Source organism: Phytopseudomonas dryadis (genome assembly GCF_004327355.1).
Classification (GTDB): domain Bacteria; phylum Pseudomonadota; class Gammaproteobacteria; order Pseudomonadales; family Pseudomonadaceae; genus Aquipseudomonas; species Aquipseudomonas dryadis.
The window spans coordinates 26,806-47,911 of the sequence record NZ_QJUM01000035.1 but is presented as its reverse complement, the minus strand read 5'-3'; the positions used below and the strand labels follow the sequence as shown (position 1 = coordinate 47,911).

At 64.7% G+C, this 21,106-nt stretch carries 18 protein-coding genes and 1 pseudogene; 11 read left to right on the top strand and 8 right to left on the bottom strand.

All coding sequences use genetic code 11. The features are described 5' to 3' along the window. The first annotated feature begins 158 nt into the window (after positions 1 to 158). Positions 159 to 716, top strand: a complete 558-nt coding sequence (locus DNK34_RS22560; protein ID WP_207390737.1) for a tetratricopeptide repeat protein — start codon at positions 159 to 161, stop codon at positions 714 to 716. A 246-nt stretch (positions 717 to 962) separates the two neighbouring features. Here the strand turns inward: DNK34_RS22560 and DNK34_RS22555 are convergent, their stop codons facing one another. From DNK34_RS22555 to kdgD, 6 genes are all read right to left on the bottom strand, one after another. Beyond that, positions 963 to 1,895, bottom strand: coding sequence for a 2-hydroxyacid dehydrogenase (locus DNK34_RS22555; protein WP_131177432.1), 933 nt, complete (start codon positions 1,893 to 1,895; stop codon positions 963 to 965). Positions 1,896 to 1,983: 88 nt separating this feature from the next. Next, positions 1,984 to 3,540: a galactarate dehydratase gene (garD, locus tag DNK34_RS22550; protein WP_131177433.1), complete on the bottom strand. Its 1,557-nt coding sequence runs from the start codon at positions 3,538 to 3,540 to the stop codon at positions 1,984 to 1,986. A gap of 21 nt (positions 3,541 to 3,561) precedes the next feature. Further along, positions 3,562 to 4,920, bottom strand: coding sequence for an MFS transporter (locus DNK34_RS22545; protein WP_131177434.1), 1,359 nt, complete (start codon positions 4,918 to 4,920; stop codon positions 3,562 to 3,564). A 400-nt stretch (positions 4,921 to 5,320) separates the two neighbouring features. Continuing rightward, positions 5,321 to 6,358 (bottom strand): LacI family DNA-binding transcriptional regulator, encoded by a 1,038-nt coding sequence (locus DNK34_RS22540; RefSeq protein WP_131177435.1) that lies wholly within the window; start codon positions 6,356 to 6,358, stop codon positions 5,321 to 5,323. 231 nt (positions 6,359 to 6,589) lie between these two features. Continuing rightward, on the bottom strand, positions 6,590 to 7,936 hold the full coding sequence (gene gudD, locus DNK34_RS22535; RefSeq protein ID WP_131177436.1) for a glucarate dehydratase: 1,347 nt from the start codon (positions 7,934 to 7,936) through the stop codon (positions 6,590 to 6,592). Positions 7,937 to 8,195: 259 nt separating this feature from the next. Next, a complete protein-coding gene (kdgD, locus tag DNK34_RS22530; RefSeq protein WP_131177437.1) occupies positions 8,196 to 9,107 on the bottom strand; it encodes a 5-dehydro-4-deoxyglucarate dehydratase in 912 nt (303 codons plus the stop codon). Positions 9,108 to 9,611: 504 nt separating this feature from the next. On the opposite strand from kdgD, the gene DNK34_RS22525 reads away from it, so the two are divergent. The 9 genes and pseudogenes from DNK34_RS22525 to DNK34_RS22480 all read left to right on the top strand — a co-directional run bounded on the left by DNK34_RS22525 (position 9,612) and on the right by DNK34_RS22480 (position 18,488). Next, a complete protein-coding gene (locus tag DNK34_RS22525) occupies positions 9,612 to 10,583 on the top strand; it encodes a TRAP transporter substrate-binding protein (protein ID WP_131177438.1) in 972 nt (323 codons plus the stop codon). A 13-nt stretch (positions 10,584 to 10,596) separates the two neighbouring features. Continuing rightward, positions 10,597 to 11,457, top strand: a pseudogene (locus DNK34_RS22515) (amidohydrolase family protein). A 13-nt stretch (positions 11,458 to 11,470) separates the two neighbouring features. Then, entirely contained in the window at positions 11,471 to 12,466 is a 996-nt protein-coding gene (locus DNK34_RS22510; RefSeq protein WP_131177441.1) for an NAD(P)-dependent oxidoreductase, read from the top strand. Between the two features lie 291 nt (positions 12,467 to 12,757). After that, positions 12,758 to 13,585 (top strand): NAD-dependent epimerase/dehydratase family protein, encoded by an 828-nt coding sequence (locus DNK34_RS22505; RefSeq protein ID WP_131177442.1) that lies wholly within the window; start codon positions 12,758 to 12,760, stop codon positions 13,583 to 13,585. Between the two features lie 52 nt (positions 13,586 to 13,637). Further along, a complete protein-coding gene (locus DNK34_RS22500; RefSeq protein ID WP_131177443.1) occupies positions 13,638 to 14,525 on the top strand; it encodes an SMP-30/gluconolactonase/LRE family protein in 888 nt (295 codons plus the stop codon). Positions 14,526 to 14,611: 86 nt separating this feature from the next. Continuing rightward, positions 14,612 to 15,586: a TRAP transporter substrate-binding protein gene (locus tag DNK34_RS22495; protein WP_131177444.1), complete on the top strand. Its 975-nt coding sequence runs from the start codon at positions 14,612 to 14,614 to the stop codon at positions 15,584 to 15,586. 62 nt (positions 15,587 to 15,648) lie between these two features. Further along, a complete protein-coding gene (locus DNK34_RS22490) occupies positions 15,649 to 16,176 on the top strand; it encodes a TRAP transporter small permease (protein ID WP_131177445.1) in 528 nt (175 codons plus the stop codon). After that, positions 16,177 to 17,457, top strand: a complete 1,281-nt coding sequence (locus tag DNK34_RS22485; RefSeq protein WP_131177446.1) for a TRAP transporter large permease — start codon at positions 16,177 to 16,179, stop codon at positions 17,455 to 17,457. It abuts the gene before it with no gap. Between the two features lie 119 nt (positions 17,458 to 17,576). Next, complete coding sequence (locus DNK34_RS22480) at positions 17,577 to 18,488, top strand: EamA family transporter (RefSeq protein ID WP_131177447.1); 912 nt, start codon at positions 17,577 to 17,579, stop codon at positions 18,486 to 18,488. A 60-nt stretch (positions 18,489 to 18,548) separates the two neighbouring features. On the opposite strand, the gene DNK34_RS22475 is transcribed toward DNK34_RS22480, so the two are convergent. Together DNK34_RS22475 and DNK34_RS22470 are read right to left on the bottom strand one after the other, a co-directional pair. Then, complete coding sequence (locus DNK34_RS22475) at positions 18,549 to 19,181, bottom strand: LysE family translocator (protein WP_131177448.1); 633 nt, start codon at positions 19,179 to 19,181, stop codon at positions 18,549 to 18,551. Positions 19,182 to 19,262: 81 nt separating this feature from the next. Beyond that, positions 19,263 to 20,018, bottom strand: a complete 756-nt coding sequence (locus DNK34_RS22470; protein ID WP_131177449.1) for a FadR/GntR family transcriptional regulator — start codon at positions 20,016 to 20,018, stop codon at positions 19,263 to 19,265. Positions 20,019 to 20,194: 176 nt separating this feature from the next. On the opposite strand from DNK34_RS22470, the gene DNK34_RS22465 reads away from it, so the two are divergent. Next, positions 20,195 to 21,067 (top strand): aldose 1-epimerase, encoded by an 873-nt coding sequence (locus DNK34_RS22465; RefSeq protein WP_131177479.1) that lies wholly within the window; start codon positions 20,195 to 20,197, stop codon positions 21,065 to 21,067. Positions 21,068 to 21,106: the final 39 nt, after the last annotated feature.

Here is a 21,106-nt window from a genome sequence, read left to right as displayed (position 1 = left end):
TAAACCAACCACGGACCGCCGCGGACACATCCGAGCGCCCAGGATCGAACCGTTATCCAGCGGCCGGGTCGAAGACCCACAACAATCAAGGCCCTGACGCTGGCCAAGCCGACACCGACTCACCCAGCGCCAGCGGCTACCGCCCCAGGAGATACCCGATGATCCGATTCATGCCCGCGACGCCCCTGCTTGCCCTGGCCTGTGGCCTGCTGCTGATCGCCGGCTGCGTCAACCACGAAACGCAGCAACGGACGCCGGCGCCCGAGGCCCCCACGGCCACGACGCCGGAGCAGCAGCCCGCCGACGGCGACTTTGAGCGCCTGCGCAGCCAGGCCCAGCGTGGCGACCTCGACAGCCAGTTCCAACTGGGCAGTTTCTACTTCGTCGGCAAACCGCGGAAGGACCTCAAGCAGGCCGAGTACTGGTGGAAAATGGCCGCCGACAAGGGTCATGCCGAAGCCGCCGTCAGCCTCGCCTACCTCTATACCGGACGTGACAATCCGGAGTTCGGCAATCCGCCGGCCATGCTCAAGTACCTCAACCAGTCGGCCAGCAGCGGCAACCCGATGGCCCAGCACATTCTCGGCAACCTCTATCTGCGCGGCATAGAAGGCGTGGACCGCGATCCCGACCAGGCCAGGCGCCTGTTCCAGAGCGCCTGCCGCCAGAACTACGCCGCCAGTTGCAAGGCCCTCGACAGCAAACCCGGCGCCTGAGGCGTCTACGGTCATATGTCGGCCAGGGTAGTCGATATGCCCGAGGCGGCGAATGGGGCAATCGTAATGGGGATGGCAGCCATTGAGCTGCAAGCCGCAAGCTTCAAGCTAGAAGCGAGGCAGCCCGTAGGATGGGTGCAACCCATCAATTGCCGATGGGTTGCACCCATCCTACGACCGGCCGCTTGCGCCGGCGGATTCAGCCCGTTCGCGCGGATACGAAGAGATGCCCTCAAGGGACAGCGCCTATAGCGCGGTGACCAGCTCACCACGCTCGATGAAGGCATCGAGGTTGTCGAACACCAGGTTCTCCATGGCCAGGCGGGTTTCCTCGGTGGCGCTGCCGACATGGGGCAGCAGGACCACGTTGGGCATCGTGAACAGCGCCTCGGGCACCCGCGGCTCGTCCTCGAACACATCCAGCCCCGCACCGCCCAGGGTGCCGGCCTGCAGGGCCGCGACCAGGGCTTGCTCATCCACCACGCTGCCACGGGCGATATTGATCAGGATGCCATCGGCGCCCAGGGCTTCGAGCACGGCCGCGTCGATCAGATGGTGGGTGGCCGCGCCGCCCGGGCAGGCCAGTACCAGGAAGTCGGCCCAGCGCGCCAACGCCTTGAGATCGGCTTCGTAACCGTAGTCGCTGCCCGGGTCCTGGCGACGGTTGTGGTAACGGATCGCCATGTCGAAACCGGCAGCGCGCTTGGCGATGTCCTTGCCGATGCGGCCGAAGCCGACGATGCCCAGGTTCTTGCCGCTGACCTTGCGGGTCAGCGGGTACTGGCCCTTGAGCCATTTGCCCTGGCGCACATGCTGGTCGGACGCCGACATCTGCCGGGCGCTGTCGATGATCAGGCCCATGGCCAGATCGGCCACGCAATCGTTGAGCACGTCCGGCGTGGTGCTGATCTGGATGCCACGGGCCTTGGCCTGTTCCACGGCGATCGAGTCGTAGCCGACCCCGAAGCTGCAGATCGCGCGCAGGTTGGGCATCTGCGCCAGTTGCTCGGCCGAGCAGCCATAGCGGGCCGAGGTCACCACGATATCGACAGTGGCGCCGTGCTCGGCGAGGAAGTCCTGCGGCTGCTCCCACAGGCGGGTCAGCTGGTAGTCACGCTGCAGGCGCTCGTTGAAACGATTCGGGAAGCGACCGACCTGAAGCACGTTCGGGCGACTCATGCTGCTCTCCTCTGTTCCTGGCGAAAGCTCGGATGATAGCGCTTATGCGCGCTACCGAGGGCGCCGATCCCGGCGCGCGGGATCGCGGTCACGTCACCGGAGCCGGGTTGAACAACACCAGGTCGTTGTGCAGGCGGTGCTGTTCCGCCCAGGTCCTGGTCCTGCCGCTGGCCACGTCGAGATACAACTGGAAGATCTCCCAGCCCAGTTCCTCCAGCGACAGCCGTCCCGAGGTCACCCGGCCGGCATCCACGTCGATCAGATCCGGCCAGCGTTCGGCCAGTTGCGTGCGCGTGGCCACCTTGATCACCGGCACCATGGCCAGGCCGTAGGGCGTGCCACGGCCGGTGGTGAAGATGTGCAGGTTCATGCCGGCGGCCAGTTGCAGGGTGCCGCAGATGAAATCGCTGGCCGGCGTGGCGCAGTAGTACAGGCCCTTGCCGCGGACCCGCTCGCCCGGCGCGACCACGCCGGCGATGGGGCTGGAGCCGGACTTGGCGATGGAGCCCATGGCCTTCTCGACGATGTTGTTCAGGCCACCCTTCTTGTTGCCCGGCGTGGTGTTGGCGCTGCGATCGGCCATGCCGCGCTCGAGGTAGCGGTCGTACCAGTCCATCTCCCGCACCAGCGCGTCGGCCACCTCGCGGTTGACCGCCCGTGGCGTCAGCAGATGAATGCCGTCACGCACCTCGGTGTTCTCGGAAAACATCACCGTGGCGCCGGCGCGCACCAGCAGGTCGGCAGCCACCCCCAGGGCCGGATTGGCGGTAACGCCGGAGAAGGCGTCGCTGCCGCCGCACTGCATGCCCACCACCAGTTCGGCGGCCGGGCAGGTTTCCCGACGCCGCCGGTCGAGCACCTTCAGGCGCTCCTCGATCATCGCCATGATCTGCTCGACCATGCCGCTGAAACCGTTGCTGGAATCCTGCAGACGGAACAGCCAGTCTTCCTCGTCCATGCCGTTGGTCAGCGCATCGCCGTCCATCAACTGGCTGGCCTGCAGCTTCTCGCAGCCGAGGCTGATGACCAGCGCCTGACCACCGAGGTTGGGGTTGCGACTGATGTTGTACAGGGTGCGGATCGGCACCACCGCATCCGGCGCGTTGATCGCCACGCCACAGCCGTAGCTGTGGCTCAGGGCGACCACATCGTCGACGTTCGGGTACCTGGGCAGCAGTTCCTTGCGCACCCGCTCGACGCAGTGCTCGAGCACCCCGGTGACGCACTGCACCGTAGTGGTCACGCCGAGGATGTTGCGCGTGCCGACCGTACCGTCCGGATTGCGAAAGCCCTCGAAGGTATAACCCTCCAGGGGCTCCACCTGCCGGCTGCCTTCGGTGGCCATGGGCAGATCATCCAGATGCGGCGCCTCGGGAATGCTCAGCAGTTCCTCGCGCACCCAGCTACCACGGGGTATGGCCTCCAGCGCGTGACCGATGATGGTGCCGTAACGCAGCACCGCGCCCCCCCTGGCGATATCGACCAGGGTGACCTTGTGACTCTGCGGCACGGCCTCCCGGGTGACCAGCCCATCGGGGAAACGCCCGCCGGCGGCGACGCCCTGCTCGTTGATGACGATGGCCACGTTGTCATCGGCGTGCAGGCGGATGTAACGCGGCGAGTCCTGGTGTTGAATGAGCTCCATCGGGCTACTCCTTTTCCTGTCTCAGGCCGACGCCGGCGCGGGCGAAGCCGGGTCGTTGAGCGCTTGACCGTTTTCATCCTTGAGCACGACGCGCTGGATGCGGCCGACGATGAACAGATAGCTGAATACGGCCACCAGCGCATTGGCACCGACGTACACCAGCGCCCACTTGAACGAACCGGTGGCGCTGATGATGTAGCCGATGATGATCGGCGTGGTGATCGAGGCGATATTGCCGAAGGTATTGAACAGGCCACCGGACAAGCCGGCGATCTGCTTGGGCGAGGTATCGGACACCACGGCCCAGCCCAGCGCGCCCAGCCCCTTGCCGAAGAAGGCCAGGGTCATGAAGCCGACCACCATCCACTCGGCCGACACGTAATTGCACAGCACCATGCTGGTGGACAGCATCAGGCCACAGACGATGGGCAGCTTGCGCGCCAGGGTCAGGCTATGGCCGCGGCGCAGCAGCCAGTCGGAAATGATCCCGCCGAGCACACCGCCGATGAACCCCATGATTGCCGGCAACGAGGCGATGAAACCGGCCTTGAGAATGGTCATGCCTCGCTCCTGCACCAGGTACACGGGGAACCAGGTGAGGAAGAAGTAGGTGATGGCGTTGATGCAGTACTGCCCCAGGTAGACGCCGACCATCATGCGGTTGCTGAGCAACTGGGCGATGTAGTTCCACTTCGGCCCGCCGCCGCCCTTGTTCGCCTGATCCATGTCGACCAGGCCGCCGTTGCGCTCGATATGCTCGATTTCCCCGGCGCTGATGCGCGGGTGTTCCTTGGGGTTGTAGATGGTCTTCATCCAGAGGCCGGCGAAGAGAATGCCCAGCACGCCCATGACCATGAACACGTGCTCCCAGCCGAAGCTGTAGACGATCCAGCCCATCAGCGGGGCGAACAGCGCGGTGGCGAAATACTGCGCCGAGTTGAAGACCGCCGAGGCCGTACCGCGCTCGGCGGTGGGGAACCAGGCGGCGACGATGCGCGCGTTGCCGGGGAACGATGGCGCTTCGGCGAAACCGACCATGAAACGCAGCACGAACAGGGTCACCACGGCCCAGGCCACCGGCATCATGCCGACGAACCCCTGCAGCAGGGTGAACAGCGACCAGATGAAGATGCCGGCGGCATACACGCGCTTGGAGCCGAAGCGGTCGAGCAGCCAGCCGCCCGGGATCTGGCCAATGACGTAGGCCCAGCCGAAGGCGGAGAAGATGTAGCCGAGGGTCACCGCATCGATGCCCAGATCCTTCTGCATGCTGGAACCGGCGATGGAGATGGTGGCGCGGTCGGCGTAGTTGATCGTGGTCACCAGAAACAGCATGAGCAGGATCAGGTAGCGGACGTGGGTTTTCTTGGTGTCTGCCATGGGGTATCACCTCGACTTTTGTTCTTGTGGGTCGCAATCGGGCACGGCAAGGCCGACCGGATGACGGCGATGAGCGGGTGGAACGGGGTGCGTTAGTGCGTTCGACGATCCCGGCCGGGAAGCGGCAAGGCGCCCTGCCCCGTGGTCGGTTCGAGGGGCATGGAGCGCGGTGCGGGGTCCGTTGGCGGACGCCGGAAGGCGATGCGGGTACTGGCGTTTTTCACGATTCTTATCCTTATTGTGCGGCAGTGGCGGCGTCGCGATCGACGGCACGGATGATTGCGCAATCAATTCAACCTGAAACGCGCCACTACTGGGTGTGCCACACCAATGACTTTACTATGATTGCGCAATCATTCAAGCCCGAATCGCAGCAATTTCCGCCCGGCGGACGAGAGGTTCAGGTGCTGGCGCGATCGATCAGGGTAAAGCCGGTATCCAGGCTGACAGACGCCTGCATGGCCCCCTCGCGAAAACGCTGCAACAGGGCGCTGGCGACATGCCTGCCGATGCTCGCGCCATCCACGTTCACCGTCGATAGCGCGGGGAAGACATGGGCGGCGCTGGACAGGTCGCCAAAGCCCATCACCGCCAGTTGCTCGGGGATGCGCAGGCCCTGGCTGGCCGCTTCGGCGAGAATCCCCTGGGCCACGGTGTCCGAACTGCAGACGATCACCTGCGGCCGATGACCTTCGGCCTGCAACTGCCTGAGCCCTTCGCGCCCGGAGCCGACTGTCGCGGGCGCCGTGAGCACCGCCATCGGCACCTCATCGATACCCAGTTTCTTCAACTGCGCCACCACGCTGCGCCCGCGTTTCAACGCCCGCGAGTCGTCCACCGACACGATGGCGAAACGCCGATAGCCCTTCTGGTGCAGGTGTCTGGCGATGGCCTTGCCGACCTTCTCGTGGGAGAAGCCGACCTGCATGTCGATGGGCGACTTGCCCAGATCCCAGGCCTCCACCACCGGAATCCCGGCAGCGGTCAGGCGGTTGCGGCTTTCGGCGGTGTGCAGGGTTCCAGTGAGGACGATGCCATCCGGACGCCGCCCCAGCACCGCCGCCAGCAGACGCTCTTCCTGTTCGGCGCTATAGCCGGTGAGGCCGATCAGGGTCTGGTAACCGGCGGCGGTCAGGTGATCCATCAGCGACTGCACGGTTTCGGCGAAGATCGAGTGGGCGATGGTCGGCACGAAGATGGCGATCAGCCGGCTCTTGTTCGAAGCCAGGCCGCCAGCCAGCATGTTCGGCACGTAGCCGGTCTGGCGCACCGCCTCGAGCACCTTGTTACGGGCTTTCTCGCTGACGATCTCGGGCCGGTGCAGCGCCCGCGACACGGTGATCGGCGATACACCGGCCACTCTGGCGACGTCGATCAGGGTCAGGCTCCCGGTGGCGGCGGAGGGTGTGGATGGAGTTCGGGTGGTTTTCTTCGCCATGGCGGGCAGACGGCTTCACAAGGGAAGTCGCATCTTACCGGCCACATGGGTTTACACCTAGCGCAGATCAAATGTCGTATCCGGGCGAACGGGCTGGGTGGTTGCTCAAAGGGGCAAGCGGCCTTCGGCCTTCGATCAAAAGCGCTTGAGGCTGGAAGGCTGGACGAAAGAGCCCATGCGGTTTGCTTGTCGTTCAGCCTCCAGCCTTTAGCGCTCCTATCGGCCCTCCCCTCACCTGACCAGGCAGGGCCGTTTGTTATCGAACGTCCAGCCGTCGATCAGGTACTGCATGGCGATGGCATCGTTGCGCGCCCCCAGGCCCATGTTGCGGTACAGCGCATGGGCGGTGGCCAGGGCATCCCAGTCCAGTTCGACGCCAAGCCCCGGGGTCTGCGGCACCTGCACCAGACCGCCTTCGATGCGCAGCGGATTGCGGGTCAGGTGCTGGCCGTCCTGCCAGATCCAGTGGGTGTCGATGGCCGTGACCTTGCCCGGCGCGGCAGCCGCCACATGGGTGAACATGGCCAGGGAAATATCGAAGTGGTTGTTCGAATGCGAGCCCCAGGTCAGCCCCCAGTCGTGGCACATCTGCGCCACCCGCACGGAACCCTGCAGGGTCCAGAAATGCGGGTCGGCCAGGGGAATGTCCACCGACTGCAACTGAATGGCATGGCCCATCTGCCGCCAATCGGTGGCGATCATGTTGGTCGCGGTAGGCAGTCCGGTTTCACGGCGGAACTCGGCCATCACCTCACGCCCGGAGTAGCCGTTTTCGGCGCCGCAGGGGTCTTCGGCATAGGCCAGTACGCCATGCAGATCGCGGCACAGGCCAATGGCCTCGCGCAACAGCCAGCCGCCATTCGGGTCGAGCGTGACCCGCGCCTCGGGGAAGCGCTCGGCCAGGGCGCGCACCGCTTCGACCTCCTGCTCGCCGCGCAATACCCCGCCCTTGAGCTTGAAGTCGTTGAAACCGTAGCGCGCATGGGCGGCCTCGGCCTGGCGTACGATGCTTTCGGCGTTCAACGCCTCCTGGTTGCGCACCCGGAACCAGGCCTCATCGGCGTCGTCCTCGCTGCGGTAGCCGAGATCGGTCTTGTCGCGGTCGGCGACGAAGAACAGGTAGCCGAGCATTTCCACGGCATCGCGTTGCTGCCCCTCGCCCAGCAGCGCCGCCACCGGTACGCCCAGGTGCTGGCCGAGCAGGTCGAGCAATGCCGACTCCACCGCCGTTACGGCATGGATGGCGATGCGCAGGTCGAAGGTCTGCAGGCCACGGCCAGCGGAGTCACGGTCGGCGAAAGCCTGGCGTACGCGGTTGAGCAGGCCGTTGTAGTGGCCGATCCCCTGGCCGAGCAGCAGTGGCCGGGCCTCCTCGAGGGTCTGGCGGATGGCTTCGCCACCGGGTACTTCGCCGACGCCGACGTGACCGGCGCTGTCCTTGAGGATGAGGATGTTACGGGTGAAGAGCGGGCCATGGGCGCCGCTCAGGTTGAGCAGCATGCTGTCGTGGCCGGCCACCGGGATCACTTGCAGTTCGGTGATGCGTGGCGCGTCGTCGTGCTGTGCTTGATCGTTCATGACTGTCCCCTGAATTGACGGGTCGATAGGTTGCAGAAAACGGCGCTTCAGGGTCTGCGGATATCGATACCCGGGCGTTCATGCACGGCGTCGGCAGGGTGCGGCAGGGCATTGTCGAGGGTGCTGCGGGTGAAGCGTGAGTAAAGGATGTGCATAGCCGATTACCTGTGCTTGTTGTTATCGGGTAAAGCGGTCGACGCCAGCGATACAGCCCGGATCATCGCTGTCGGGCCGTGTCGTTACGCAGCGCCTGAGCGTATTACTGGGCGCCCTGGGCCCTGACCAGCGCGGCGAGCCGCTCGTACTCGTCCGCCAGCAGATCGGTCAGCGGCGCACGTACGGGGCCGGCGTCGTAACCGGAGATCTTCGCGCCGGCCTTGACGATGCTCACGGCATAACCGGCGCGGCGGTTGCGGATGTCCAGGTAAGGCAGGAAGAAGTCGTCGATGATCCTGCCGACGGTGGCGTGATCGTCACGGGCGATCGCCTGATAGAAATCCATCGCGGTTTTCGGGATGAAATTGAACACCGCCGAGGAGTAGACCGGTACGCCCAGCGCCTTGTAGGCGGCAGCATAGACTTCGGCGGTCGGCAGGCCGCCCAGGTAGCTGAAGCGATCACCCAGACGGCGACGGATCGAGACCATCAGCTCGATATCGCCCAGGCCATCCTTGTAGCCGATCAGGTTGGGGCAGCGCTCGGCCAGTCGTTCGAGCAGCGGCGCGGTCAGGCGGCAGACGTTACGGTTATAGACCACCACACCGATCTTCACCGATTTGCAGACCTGCTCGACGTGGGCGGCCACGCCTTCCTGGGACGCTTCGGTCAGGTAATGCGGCAGCAGCAGCAGGCCCTTGGCGCCCAGGCGTTCGGCTTCCTGGGCGTACTGGATGGCCTGCCGGGTCGAACCGCCCACGCCGGCCAGGATCGGCACGCTGTTGGCACAGGTGTCGACGGCTGTCTTGATCACCGAGGCGTACTCGTCGGCCGCCAGGGAGAAAAACTCGCCAGTACCGCCGGCTGCGAACAAGGCGGTCGCACCATAGGGCGCCAGCCACTCCAGACGCCGTGCATAACCGGCCGGGTTGAACTCACCGCTGGCATCGAAATCGGTCAGCGGGAACGACAGCAGGCCGGAAGAAAGGATGGACTTCAGTTCTTGTGGATTCATTATGGGAACACCCTGTAACGCGAGTTGTGGTGGAAAGGTCAGCCGCAGCTGTAGAGATACGTTATCGTACAACATAGATTAAAGCCAACCTTTTCAACGCGCCTGGCCGACCCCTGCCACCACCCAAAGGAAGCCAGAGCCCCCTGCTGCGCTCCTGACAGGCATGGCGTTGACAAGGATCGGCACAGCTGCGCATATTTGGTCATATGACGACAGATGACGATAAATCGTCTGCATGCCCATGGCCGACGCACCCTTGCACCGGATTCAGCGATAAGCGCAGAGGATGACCAGGCTTGTGTAGCGACCTCGCAGCGCATGGTGGCCGTGACGCGGACTTTGCGGGATGGCCGCCATCGCATCGCGCCGGGGGCGACGCTCCTACAAACGTCCCCCCTCTGCCTGCTAACGGGCCCAGACGGTATCGGCTGCCGTTCCATATGCCCAAGCTTCGCTCGTGCATGCATAGCTGCAACAAAAACAACAACAAGAAGGAACATGCCCATGAAACTCAGACACCTGCTGCTGGCCACGGCGCTGCCCCTGGCCTTCAACGTCCCCACACTGGCCAGCGCCGTGACCCTGAAAGTGGCCGACACCCAACCCATGGGGTATCCGGCCACCACCGCCATCGAACGCATGGGCGAGAAGCTGAAAGCCGCCAGCGACGGCCAGATCACCCTGCAGATATTCGCCGGCGGCGTGCTCGGTGGAGAAAAGGAAGCCATCGAGCAGGCGCAGCTGAATGCCATTCAACTGACGCGCGTGTCGCTTGGCGTGGTGGGGCCGGTGGTGCCGGACGTGAACGTCTTCAACATGCCCTTCGTGTTCCGTGACGGCGAGCACATGCGCCAGGTCATCGACGGCGAGATCGGCCAGGAGATACTCGACAAGATCACCGACTCCCAATTCAACCTGGTGGGCCTGGCCTGGATGGATGCCGGTTCGCGTAACTTCTATAGCAAACAGCCCATCCGCAGCATCGCCGACCTCAAGGGCAAGAAGATGCGCATGATGGAAAATCCCCTGTTCCTCGACACCATGAACGCGCTGGGCGGCAGCGGCATTGCCATGAGCACGGGCGAAACCTTCAGCGCCCTGCAGACGGGGGTGATCGACGGCGCCGAAAACAATCCACCGGTCATGCTCGCGCAGAACCACCATCAGGTCGCCAAGTATTTCAGCAGAACCAGCCACCTGATCATTCCCGAGCCGCTGGTGATGTCCAAGACCGCCTGGGAAGCGCTGACGCCGGAACACCAGACGCTGGTGAAGACATTCGCCCGCGAAGCACAGATGGAACCGCGCCAGCTCTGGGACAAACAGGTCGCCGAAAGCGAGCAGGCGCTCAAGGCTGCCGGCGTCGAGTTCATCGACGTCGACCGCCAGCCCTTCTATGAAGCCACCGTGCCGGTACGCGATAAATACGGCGCCGCCTATGCCGACCTGATCCAACGCATCGAGGCGGTCGAGTAAGCCGGGCGCCCGCATGACGATCGACGCGCTCCGAGCATCCGAAGGAGGCCCGTGCATGCCCCCCGAAACCCATAGCGTCTGCGACTGCCATGCCCATGTCTTCGGTGACCAGGCGCGTTATCCACTGGCGCCCGGGGCCGACTACAGCCCCGGCCACGCCACGGTCGACGAATACCGGACCGTGCTCGACAGCCTGCAGATCGCCCGCTGCGTGCTGGTACAGCCGAGCGTGTACGGCACCGACAACCGCTGCCTGCTGGACGCGCTGGAATAGCTCGCACCCCGTGCGCGAGGGGTCGCCGTCATAGCGCCGGATACGCCGCTCGAACACCTGCACAGCCTGCACCAGCGGGGTGTGCGCGGGGTCCGGCTGAACACGCTCGCGACCAACGGCCCGTCGCTGGATCAGCTGCCCCGTTTCGAACAATTGATCCAGCCCCAGGGATGGCACCTGCAACTCCTGTTGCGGGAGGATGCGCTGCCAGCGGCCCTGGAACGGCTCGAGACGATCGGCTGCCCGGTGGTACTCGACCACTTCGCCTCCTGCTCGCCGAGGACGGCTGCAGCTACGCTCGATGCACTGTTCGAGCTGGCCGCACGGCAGACGAACCTGTGGATCAAACTGTCCGCGCCCTACCTGCTCAGCGATTGCTCCCCGGCAGCCCTGGAGCACTACCGGGCGTTTACCGAACACGGCCTGGCAGTGATGCCGGAACGCCTGCTGTGGGCGACCGACTGGCCCCATCCGGCACTGCGCGAGCGCCACCCCGATACAACGCGCCGGCTGCACGAACGGCTGTGCGACTGGGTAACGGACGCCCGCCAACGCCAGCGGATCGAGGTCAGCAATCCGGCCCGGCTCTACGGTTTCTGAAGGAGACACGCGCATGCCCCGCATTCTTCTCACCTACCCGCCTTCGGCGCGGGCAACCTGGTACGGCGATAGCGCGCTGAACGAACTGGCCCAGCTCGGCGAACTGGTGCTGCGCCAGCAAGAGCCGGACTTGAGCGAAGACGACCTGCTCGACCTGGCGCGCGGTTGCGAGCTGATCATCTCGGACAAGCCGACGGCGGGAACCGAACGGCTGTTCCGCGAAAACCACACGTTGGTCGCCTTCCTGCGCTGCGCCATGGACATCAAGAGCATCGATATCGCCGCCGCCTCGCGCCATGGCGTACTGGTGACCCAGGCCGGGCCGAGCTTCGTACACGCCGTCAGCGAACTGATCGTGGCCCAGATGATCAACCTGAGCCGCGAGCTGCCCCACTACTTCGCCGACTACCGGCGCAGGCGCACCCCGGCGCAGCGCATGGGTCGACAGCTTGCCGGCATGACGGCAGGCATCATCGGCTTCGGCAACATCGCCGCCACCCTGACCCCCGTCCTGCAGGCCCTGGGCCTGCGCGTGCTGACCCATGACCCCTACCTGGTCGACACGCCGCCCGGCGTCGAGCGCGTCGACCTCGAGACCCTGCTCGGCGAAGCGGATCAGGTGATTTGCCTGGCCCGCTACAGCCAGGAGACGGACAACATGGCCAACGGCGCCTTCTTCTCGAAGATGAAGCCGGGCTCGTTCTTCATCAATGCCTCCCGGGGCGGCCTGGTGGACGAGGAGGCACTGGCCAGCTGCCTGGCCGATGGCCACCTGGCAGGGGCCGCCATCGACGTCGGACGCGGCTACGATGATCAGCCGACCGCCACGCTGGCCTATCGCGCCGAGGTACTCGCCACTCCTCATATCGGCGGCATGGTGCCGGAAGCCATCGCCTGCCAGGCTCGCCAAACCGTGCAGCAGGCACGCCTGATCCTGGCCGGGGAAATCCCGGAAGGCGCGGTCAATCCGCACCACGCGCGGCGGCTGGCCCGTCGAGCCCGCTCGTAAGCGTCGAGCGTCGTGCAAGGCGCCAGGAGGTGAATGCGGCCAGCCACACGCTGTTGTCGGACAACGTAGCCTTTAGATTTCAGCGTATTTCCGCTGCCGTCGAGCGCCACGAAACCTGAGGGTTCGCCCTTCTATCCCGTGTGGTTCAGCCGATTGAACCGCGATGACGAGGGGATATGGCCGATTTCCCGGCGCATTGACAAGGAATCGGGAGATGTCGATAATTTGCCCAAGTCATACGACAACAGATGACCATCTCTCAATAATAACAACCAGAGAATCAGCCCAGCCATGACGACGACTTCCCACGCCCAACCACCCTTCCATCGCCTGCTGCTCACCGGTGCGGCAGGCGGACTGGGCAAGGTACTGCGCGAACGCCTGCAGCCCCTGGCCACGATTCTTCGCATCTCGGACATCGCCGACATGGCGCCCGCCACCAGCGACGCTCTCGAAGTGCGGGTCTGCGACCTGGCCGACAAGCAGGCCGTGCACCAGCTCGTCGCGGGCGTGGACGCCATCGTGCATTTCGGTGGCGTCTCGGTGGAGCGCCCTTTCGAGGAAATCCTCGGCGCCAACATCTGCGGCGTGTTCCACATCTACGAAGCGGCGCGTCGACATGGCGTCAGGCGCATCGTCTTCGCCAGTTCCAACCATGTCATCGGCTTCTACAAGCAGAGCGAAACCCTCGACGCGCAGGCCGGACGCCGCCCGGACAGCTACTACGGCCTGTCCAAGTCCTACGGCGAAGACATGGCCAGCTTCTACTTCGACCGCTACGGCATCGAGACGGTCAGCATCCGTATCGGCTCCTCGTTCCCCGAGCCGCAGAATCGCCGCATGATGAGCACCTGGCTGAGCTTCGATGACCTGACCCAGCTCATCGAGCGCTCCCTGACCACGCCGAACGTGGGCCACACCGTGGTCTACGGCGCCTCGGCGAACAAGGAACTGTGGTGGGACAACCACCTGGCAGCGCACCTGGGCTTCCAGCCGAAGGACAGCTCCGAAGTGTTCCGCGACAAGATCGAAGCGCAGCCGCTGCCGGCCGCCGACGATCCGGCAGCGATCTACCAGGGAGGCGCCTTCGTCGCTTGCGGCCCGTTCGGCGACGACTGAGCCGACGCGACGCGCACGCCCGACAAGAACAACAACGTAGAACGGATATGCCATGCACGCCGAACTGATTCTCGACGCACGCAACGCCACGGGCGAAAGCCCGGTGTGGAGTGCCCAGGAACAGGCCCTGTACTGGGTCGATATCCCGGCCCGGCGCCTGCACCGCTGGAGCCTGGCCGACGCCAGCGCACAGAGCTGGGAAGCCGATGAAATGCTCGCCTGCATCGCCCGCACGGCCGACGGTCGCTGGATCGCCGGCATGCAGAGTGGCCTGTTCCGACTCACGGCCGGCAGCGACGGCAGGCTGGCCGGCGAACGCCTGGTCGGCGTGGCCCATGCGCGCGACAACATGCGTTTCAACGACGGCCGCTGTGATCGTCAGGGCCGCTTCTGGGCGGGCAGCATGCTGATGGACATGGCCGCGGGGGCCAACGTCGGCGCCATGTACCGTTACAGCGGCGCGGGTCAGAGCACTCTGCCGGCGCTGCTGGATGACTTCATCGTGCCCAATGGCCTGGCCTTCAGCCCCGATGGCCGCACCCTGTATCTCTCCGACTCGCACCCCTCGGTACAGGCCATCTGGGCTTTCGATTACGACATCGACAGCGGCATGCCGCACAACCGCCGCCTGTTCGTCGACATGAACGATTACCCGGGCCGCCCGGATGGCGCCGCCGTGGACGCCGATGGCTGTTACTGGATCTGCGCCAATGACGCCGGCCTGATCCATCGCTTCACCCCCGCCGGCCGCCTCGATCGCTCCCTCGCCGTACCGGTGAAGAAACCGACCATGTGCGCCTTCGGCGGGCGCAACCTCGACACCCTGTTCGTCACCTCGATTCGTCCTGGCGGCGATGTGCACGACCAGCCCCTGGCCGGTGGCGTGTTCGCCCTGCAGAGCGGCGTCACCGGCCTGGAGGAAACGCCTTTCGCTTTCTGACCCCACCCGGAGACCGGCCTGATCGGCCATCGCTCCGGTTTCTTGCAACGCTGCACGCACTTACAACAACAAGATGGAGATTCACCATGAATTTCAAACGCAAGTTGCTCATCGCCGCGCTTCCCGTGGCGTTCTGCCTGGCGGGCCTGGCCCAGGCCGCCACCACCCTGAAGATCGCGGAAATCCACCCGGCGGGCTACCCGACCGTGGTCGCCATGGAAAACCTCGGCAAGAAACTCGAGGAGGCCACCAACGGCGAAATCACCTACCGCATGTTCTCCGGCGGCGTACTGGGTTCGGAGAAGGAAGTGATCGAGCAGACCCAGATCGGCGCCGTGCAACTGACCCGCGTCAGCCTCGGCTCGGTGGGCCCGGTGGTGCCGGACACCAACGTGTTCAACATGCCGTTCGTGTTCCGCGACGTCGAGCACATGCGCAAGGTCATCGACGGCGAAATCGGCCAGGAGATCCTCGACAAGATCACCGACTCCGAATTCAACATGGTCGGCCTGGCCTGGATGGACGGCGGCAGCCGCAGCATCTACACCAAGAAACCGGTACGCAGGATCGAAGACCTCAAGGGCATGAAGATCCGCGTGATGGGCAACCCGCTGTTCATCGATACCCTCAACGCCATGGGCGCCAACGGCATCGCCATGGATACCGGCGAGATCTTCAGCGCCCTGCAGACCGGCGTGGTCGACGGCGCCGAGAACAACCCGCCGACCCTGCTCGAGCACAACCATTATCAATCCGCCAAGTACTACACCCAGACCCATCACCTGATCCTGCCGGAACCGCTGATGATGTCCAAGACCACCTGGGAACAACTGACGCCCGAACAGCAGGAGCTGGTGAAGAAGTTCGCCAAGGAAGCACAACTCGAAGAGCGCCAGTTGTGGGACGAGAAGAGCGCCGCCAGCGTCGAGAAGCTGAAGGCCGCGGGGGTGGAGTTCATCGAGGTCGACACCAAGCCCTTCTATGACGCCACCGCTCCGGTTCGCGAGAAGTACGGCGCGCCTTACGCCGAGCTGATCCAGCGCATCGAAGCCGTCAAGTAATCCGATCACTCCGACGAATGCCGTGGCGGCGCGTCCCGCGCCGTCACGCTGTGGTGAAGTCTATGAAGAACATCTTCTTGCGTGCCTCCGACGCTCTGTACATGACCTGTATCTGGATAGCCGGGCTGTCCATCGTGGTCATGGCCCTGATCATCCCCTGGGGCATCTTCGCCCGCTACGTACTCGGCAGTGGCTCCGGCTGGCCCGAGCCGGTGGCCATTCTGCTGATGACCCTGTTCACCTTCGTCGGCGCCGCGGCCAGTTACCGCGCAGGCGCGCACATGGCCGTGACCTCCCTGACCGATCGCCTGCCCAAGGCCTGGCACGGCGCGATCACCCTGCTGGTGGAACTGCTCATGGCCGCCGTCTGCCTGTTCATGCTCATCTGGGGCGTCAAGCTGTGCATGGCCACCTGGAACCAGTACCTCAGCACGCTGACCTCGCTGCGTGTAGGCCTCGCCTACTCCCCCATTCCCATCGGTGGCTTCGTGACCCTGATCTTTATCCTCGAAAGGCTGCTGTTCGGCGATCAGAGCCATCGCCGGGTGACCAACTACGAACAGACCGAAGACAGCAAGGAGGCCGTGTAAATGGACGCGCTCATCCTGCTTGGCAGCTTCGTACTGCTGATTCTGCTGCGCATGCCGGTAGCCTATGCCCTGGGCCTCGCCGCGCTGATCGGCGCCTGGTGGATCGACATGCCCTTGCACGCGGTGATGATTTCCGTCACCGGCGGCGTCAGCAAGTTCTCCCTGCTGGCCATTCCGTTCTTCGTGCTCGCCGGCGCGATCATGGCCGAGGGCGGCATGTCCCGCCGCCTGGTGGCCTTCGCCGGGGTGCTGGTGGGCTTCGTGCGCGGCGGCCTGTCGCTGGTCAACATCATGGCCTCGACCTTCTTCGGCGCCATCTCCGGCTCGTCCCTGGCCGACACCGCCTCGGTGGGCTCGGTGCTGATCCCGGAAATGGAAAAGAACGGCTATCCGCGCGAGTATTCCACCGCCGTCACGGTCAGTGGCTCGGTACAGGCGCTGCTGACCCCGCCGAGCCACAACTCGGTGATCTACTCGCTGGCCGCCGGCGGCACCGTGTCCATCGCCTCGCTGTTCATCGCCGGCATCGGCCCGGGGCTGTTGCTCAGCGCCGTGATGATGGGCATGTGCATGTACTTCGCGAAGAAGCGCAACTATCCCAAGGGCGAGGTCATCCCGCTCAGGCAAGCGCTGAAGATCTGCGTGGACGCCATCTGGGGCCTGTTCACCATGGTGATCATCCTCGGCGGCATCATCTCCGGCGTCTTCACCGCCACCGAATCGGCGGCCATCGCGGTGCTGTGGGCGTTCTTCGTCACCATGTTCATCTACCGCGACTACAAGTGGCGCGACCTGCCCAAGCTGATGCACCGCACGGTGCGCACCATCTCCATCGTGATGATCCTGATCGCCTTCGCCGCCAGCTTCGGCTACATCATGACCCTGATGCAGATTCCGTCGAAGATCACCACCGCGTTCATGACCATCTCGGACAATCGCTACGTGATCCTGATGTGCGTCAACTTCATGCTGCTGGCCCTGGGCACGGTGATGGACATGGCGCCGCTGATCCTGATCCTCACCCCCATCCTGCTGCCGGTGGTCACCTCCATCGGAGTCGACCCGGTGCACTTCGGCATGATCATGCTGGTCAACCTGGGCATCGGCCTGATCACGCCACCGGTGGGCGCGGTGCTGTTCGTCGGCGCGGCGATCGGCAAGGTGACCATCGAAGCCACCGTCAAGGCGCTGCTGCCGTTCTACGTCGCCCTGTTCATGGTGCTGATGGCCGTGACCTACATCCCGGCGATCTCGCTCTGGCTGCCCAGCGTCGTCCTCTGATACGGCTACACCCGCGGCGGGTCGCGTGCACAACGCGACCCGCCGTTTTTTTAGCGCGACCAGAACGGCCACCTGACCGTCGGCCTCGCGCACGGCTCAACAATACGGAAATTGCCGCCATGTCTTCGCCTGCCCTGTTCCCCCGCCATATCGCCGTGCTGCTGCTCGCCCTGCTGGCCTGCTCCTTCGCCGGCAACCATATCGCCGCGCGCATCGCCTTCGACAACGACACCGGCCTGCTGCTGGCCATCCTCTGCCGCTCGGGCGTGACCATGCTGGTACTGCTGGGTATCGTGCTGTGGCAGCGCCAGCCGCTGCGGATGCCCAGCGGTGGCTGGCGCTGGCAACTGCTGCTGGGCCTGCTCATCGCCACCCAGAGCATCTGCCTGTACTCGGCGGTGGCACGCATTCCCGTGGCCCTGGCATTGCTGATCGGCAACACCTTCCCGATCATCCTCGCCCTGCTGACCTGGGCCCTGGGCGGCTCGGCGCCATCCCGGCGCACGCTGATGCTGATGGGGCTGATTCTGCTCGGCCTGGTGTTCGCCCTCGACCTGCCGGCACGCCTGGGATCGAGCGAAGCCGCCGGCCCGCAGTGGCTGATCGGCGTGAGCGTGTCGCTGCTCGCCGCCTGCGTGTTCGCCTGCGCCCTGTGGATCACCGATCACAAACTGTCGAACCTGCGCGGTTCGGTGCGCAGCATGCTGACCCTGATGATCGTCTTCGCCAGCATGGCCATCGCCGGCAGCGCCGACCTGATCCCCGGCGGCATGAACCCGCCGGGCAACGACAGCGGCTGGCTGGCCCTGGGCGCGCTGGTGCTGCTCTATGGCGTCGCCTTCTGCCTGCTGTTCGTCACGCTGCCGCGCCTGAACATGGCCAGGAACGCCCCGGTGATGAACATGGAGCCCATCGCCACGCTGCTGTTCGGCTGGCTGCTGCTGGATCAGCTACTCAGCGGCATGCAGATGCTCGGCGGCGCCATCGTGCTCGCCGGCATCGTCTTGCTGACCTATCGCAAGGACGCCTGAGAACCCGCCCAATGGCTGCTGCACGTCGGCTCTTCGGCATCAGAGGTTCGCCACCTCGGCTCACACTGCCTTGGTGTTGAGAAGCCGCACGCCCAGGCCAATGAAAACGGCCCCGCTGATGCGCTTCAATATCGCCGCCCAGTGGGCGGCGTTGAGGCGCTTGCTGAATCGGTAGGCGGTGTAACAGTAGAGCGAATGGACGGTGACCACGATAGCCGCGATGGTGAGGTACATCACCAGAAACTGCCCTGCAATGGGTCGGCCATGATCGAGGAACTGCGGTAAGAAAGCGCAAAGAAAGATCAACGTCTTGGGGTTGCTCGCCGAGACCAGAAACGCCTCCGCGCCAATCCTCCATTTCGCGCTCGGCGGAAACGCCGGCACCTCGCCCGTTGCCCCGGTGGCTGGGGCACGGAAGAACAGTTGGCACACGCCGAGGTATATCAGATAACCGGCACCAGCGATCTTCAAGGCCAGAAAGGCCGAGGGCACGGCAATGAGGATAGCGCCCACGCCCAAGGCGACCCCGCTGATCACCAGCAGTTGCGCGACAAGGTTGCCGACGAAGGTCAGCCCCATGGCATATGGCCCGTAACGCAAGGCGTTACGCACGATCAGCAGCACGTTCGGCCCGGGTGTCAACGTGGTGGCGAGGTATGCCAGGGAAAAGGTCAACCAGAGGTACAACTCCATGATGGCGATTCTCGTTGTAATGAAGAGCCTGGCCCGCAAGATCGTAAACAGAGTCCAAGGGGCCCCCTTGGTCTGGAAGGCTCAGGCTTGCTGGGCGACCACTTCCGCCGCTTCGTGGGCCTGACGCAGCCGCTCGCGGCTGTTGGTCAGGTGCAGGCGCATGGCGGCACGGGCGGCATCGGAATCCTGGCGGGCGATGGCTTCGAAGATCTGCTCGTGCTCGCGCTCCAGGCGCGCCATGTAATGGGCATGGTCGTCATGGGCGATGCGCGCCGAGTTCAAGCGTGTGCGCGGAATGATGCTGGTGCCCAGGTGGCTCATGATATCGGTGAAATAGCGATTGCCGGTCGCCTCGGCAATCTGCAGGTGGAACTGGAAGTCGGACACCACCGCATCACGCTCATGCGCCGCGCTGTCGCTCAGCGCATCCAGCGCCTGGCGCATCGCCGCCAGCTGCTCGGGGCTGCGCCGCTGGGCGGCCAGACCGGCCGATTCCACTTCCAGGCTGATACGCAACTCGAGCACCGCGAGCACTTCACGCAAGGTGACGATGGTCGCCGGGTCGATACGAAAACCGCTGGGGCTCGGCGTGTCCAGCACGAAGGTGCCGATGCCGTGCCGGGTCTCCACCAGCCCGGAAGCCTGCAGCCGCGACAACGCCTCGCGCACCACGGTGCGGCTGACACCCTGCTCTTCCATGATCGCCGATTCGGTCGGCAGCTTCTCACCACGCTTGATCACGCCATCGCGAATGCGCTGGGAAAGCTCCGTCACCAGCTCCTGAGCGAGGCTGCGATGCTTGCGGCGCACACGTGGCGGGGGGGTCTGATTATCCATATCGGCAGGTCTTATCGGCTGGCGGCTAAGGCGCCATCATATATCAGGCGGTTGTACGATGACACGCATCTTCAGCTGCAAGCTGCAAGCTGCAAGCATTGGACACAGAGTGAGTCCGGAAAAAAATCTATAAGGCGATGTACGCAATGAACGATCGATCGCACAAGGTACTGCCCATGCCCGTCACCACCCTGCAACTGGAAGACCGTCTGACGCACCTCACCCTGGCTCCCGGAATCGGCGGCAGCATCGTCAACTGGACAGTCAAGGCCAGCGGCCAACCCTTGCTGCGCCACAGCGACCAGGCCGCCCTGCTGGCGGGAACGCCGCGGCGGCTGGGCTGCTACCCCCTGGCGCCCTGGTCGAACCGCATCGCCAAGGGTGGCTTCGACACGCCGCACGGCTGGCTCGCCCTGGAAGCCAATGCCGACAACTCGCCCCTGCCGATCCATGGCAGCGCCTGGCAACAGGCCTGGCAGGTGGTCGAACACTCGGCGCACGAAGCCCTGTTGCGCCTGGACAGCCAGGTTCCTTTCGCCTACCAGGCCGAACAACGTGTGCATCTGCACGACGGTCGCCTGCATATCCAGTTGCGCGTCACCCACAAGGCCGAGTCGGCGAACTGGCACGGCCTGGGTCTGCACCCCTATTTTCCGCGCACGCCCCATACGCGCCTGCAGGCCCATGCCGAGGCCGTCTGGCACTGCGACGACGATCGCCTGCCCACCCACTTGAGCGAACTGCCGGAACACTGGGACTTGCGCCAGACACGCGCCCTGCCGGACGTCGCCACCGACAACGCCTTCAGCGGTTGGGACGGGCGCGCCAGTATCGTCCAGGCCGACGCCGGCTACCGCCTGGACATCGAGGCCAGCGGCTGCGACTTCTACCTGCTGTTCTGCCCTAAGGACATGGCATTTTTCTGTTTCGAACCGGTCAGCCACCCGGTCAACGCCCACCACCTGCCAGGGAGACCCGGGCTCGAGCTGCTGCACAAGGATCAGAGCCTGCAACTCGACTTCAGCCTGCGGTACAGCGCCTTGACTTGAGCGCCGATAAAGAATGCTGCACTCATTGGACTTTCGCTG

Excerpts from the sequence above, each read along its gene's own strand:
- DNK34_RS22560 (WP_207390737.1), top strand. The coding sequence starts at position 159 with ATGATCCGATTCATGCCCGCGACGCCCCTGCTTGCCCTGGCCTGTGGC.
- DNK34_RS22555 (WP_131177432.1), bottom strand. The coding sequence starts at position 1,895 with ATGAGTCGCCCGAACGTGCTTCAGGTCGGTCGCTTCCCGAATCGTTTC.
- garD (WP_131177433.1), bottom strand. The coding sequence starts at position 3,540 with ATGGAGCTCATTCAACACCAGGACTCGCCGCGTTACATCCGCCTGCAC.
- DNK34_RS22545 (WP_131177434.1), bottom strand. The coding sequence starts at position 4,920 with ATGGCAGACACCAAGAAAACCCACGTCCGCTACCTGATCCTGCTCATG.
- DNK34_RS22540 (WP_131177435.1), bottom strand. The coding sequence starts at position 6,358 with ATGGCGAAGAAAACCACCCGAACTCCATCCACACCCTCCGCCGCCACC.
- gudD (WP_131177436.1), bottom strand. The coding sequence starts at position 7,936 with ATGAACGATCAAGCACAGCACGACGACGCGCCACGCATCACCGAACTG.
- kdgD (WP_131177437.1), bottom strand. The coding sequence starts at position 9,107 with ATGAATCCACAAGAACTGAAGTCCATCCTTTCTTCCGGCCTGCTGTCG.
- DNK34_RS22525 (WP_131177438.1), top strand. The coding sequence starts at position 9,612 with ATGAAACTCAGACACCTGCTGCTGGCCACGGCGCTGCCCCTGGCCTTC.
- DNK34_RS22510 (WP_131177441.1), top strand. The coding sequence starts at position 11,471 with ATGCCCCGCATTCTTCTCACCTACCCGCCTTCGGCGCGGGCAACCTGG.
- DNK34_RS22505 (WP_131177442.1), top strand. The coding sequence starts at position 12,758 with ATGACGACGACTTCCCACGCCCAACCACCCTTCCATCGCCTGCTGCTC.
- DNK34_RS22500 (WP_131177443.1), top strand. The coding sequence starts at position 13,638 with ATGCACGCCGAACTGATTCTCGACGCACGCAACGCCACGGGCGAAAGC.
- DNK34_RS22495 (WP_131177444.1), top strand. The coding sequence starts at position 14,612 with ATGAATTTCAAACGCAAGTTGCTCATCGCCGCGCTTCCCGTGGCGTTC.
- DNK34_RS22490 (WP_131177445.1), top strand. The coding sequence starts at position 15,649 with ATGAAGAACATCTTCTTGCGTGCCTCCGACGCTCTGTACATGACCTGT.
- DNK34_RS22485 (WP_131177446.1), top strand. The coding sequence starts at position 16,177 with ATGGACGCGCTCATCCTGCTTGGCAGCTTCGTACTGCTGATTCTGCTG.
- DNK34_RS22480 (WP_131177447.1), top strand. The coding sequence starts at position 17,577 with ATGTCTTCGCCTGCCCTGTTCCCCCGCCATATCGCCGTGCTGCTGCTC.
- DNK34_RS22475 (WP_131177448.1), bottom strand. The coding sequence starts at position 19,181 with ATGGAGTTGTACCTCTGGTTGACCTTTTCCCTGGCATACCTCGCCACC.
- DNK34_RS22470 (WP_131177449.1), bottom strand. The coding sequence starts at position 20,018 with ATGGATAATCAGACCCCCCCGCCACGTGTGCGCCGCAAGCATCGCAGC.
- DNK34_RS22465 (WP_131177479.1), top strand. The coding sequence starts at position 20,195 with ATGCCCGTCACCACCCTGCAACTGGAAGACCGTCTGACGCACCTCACC.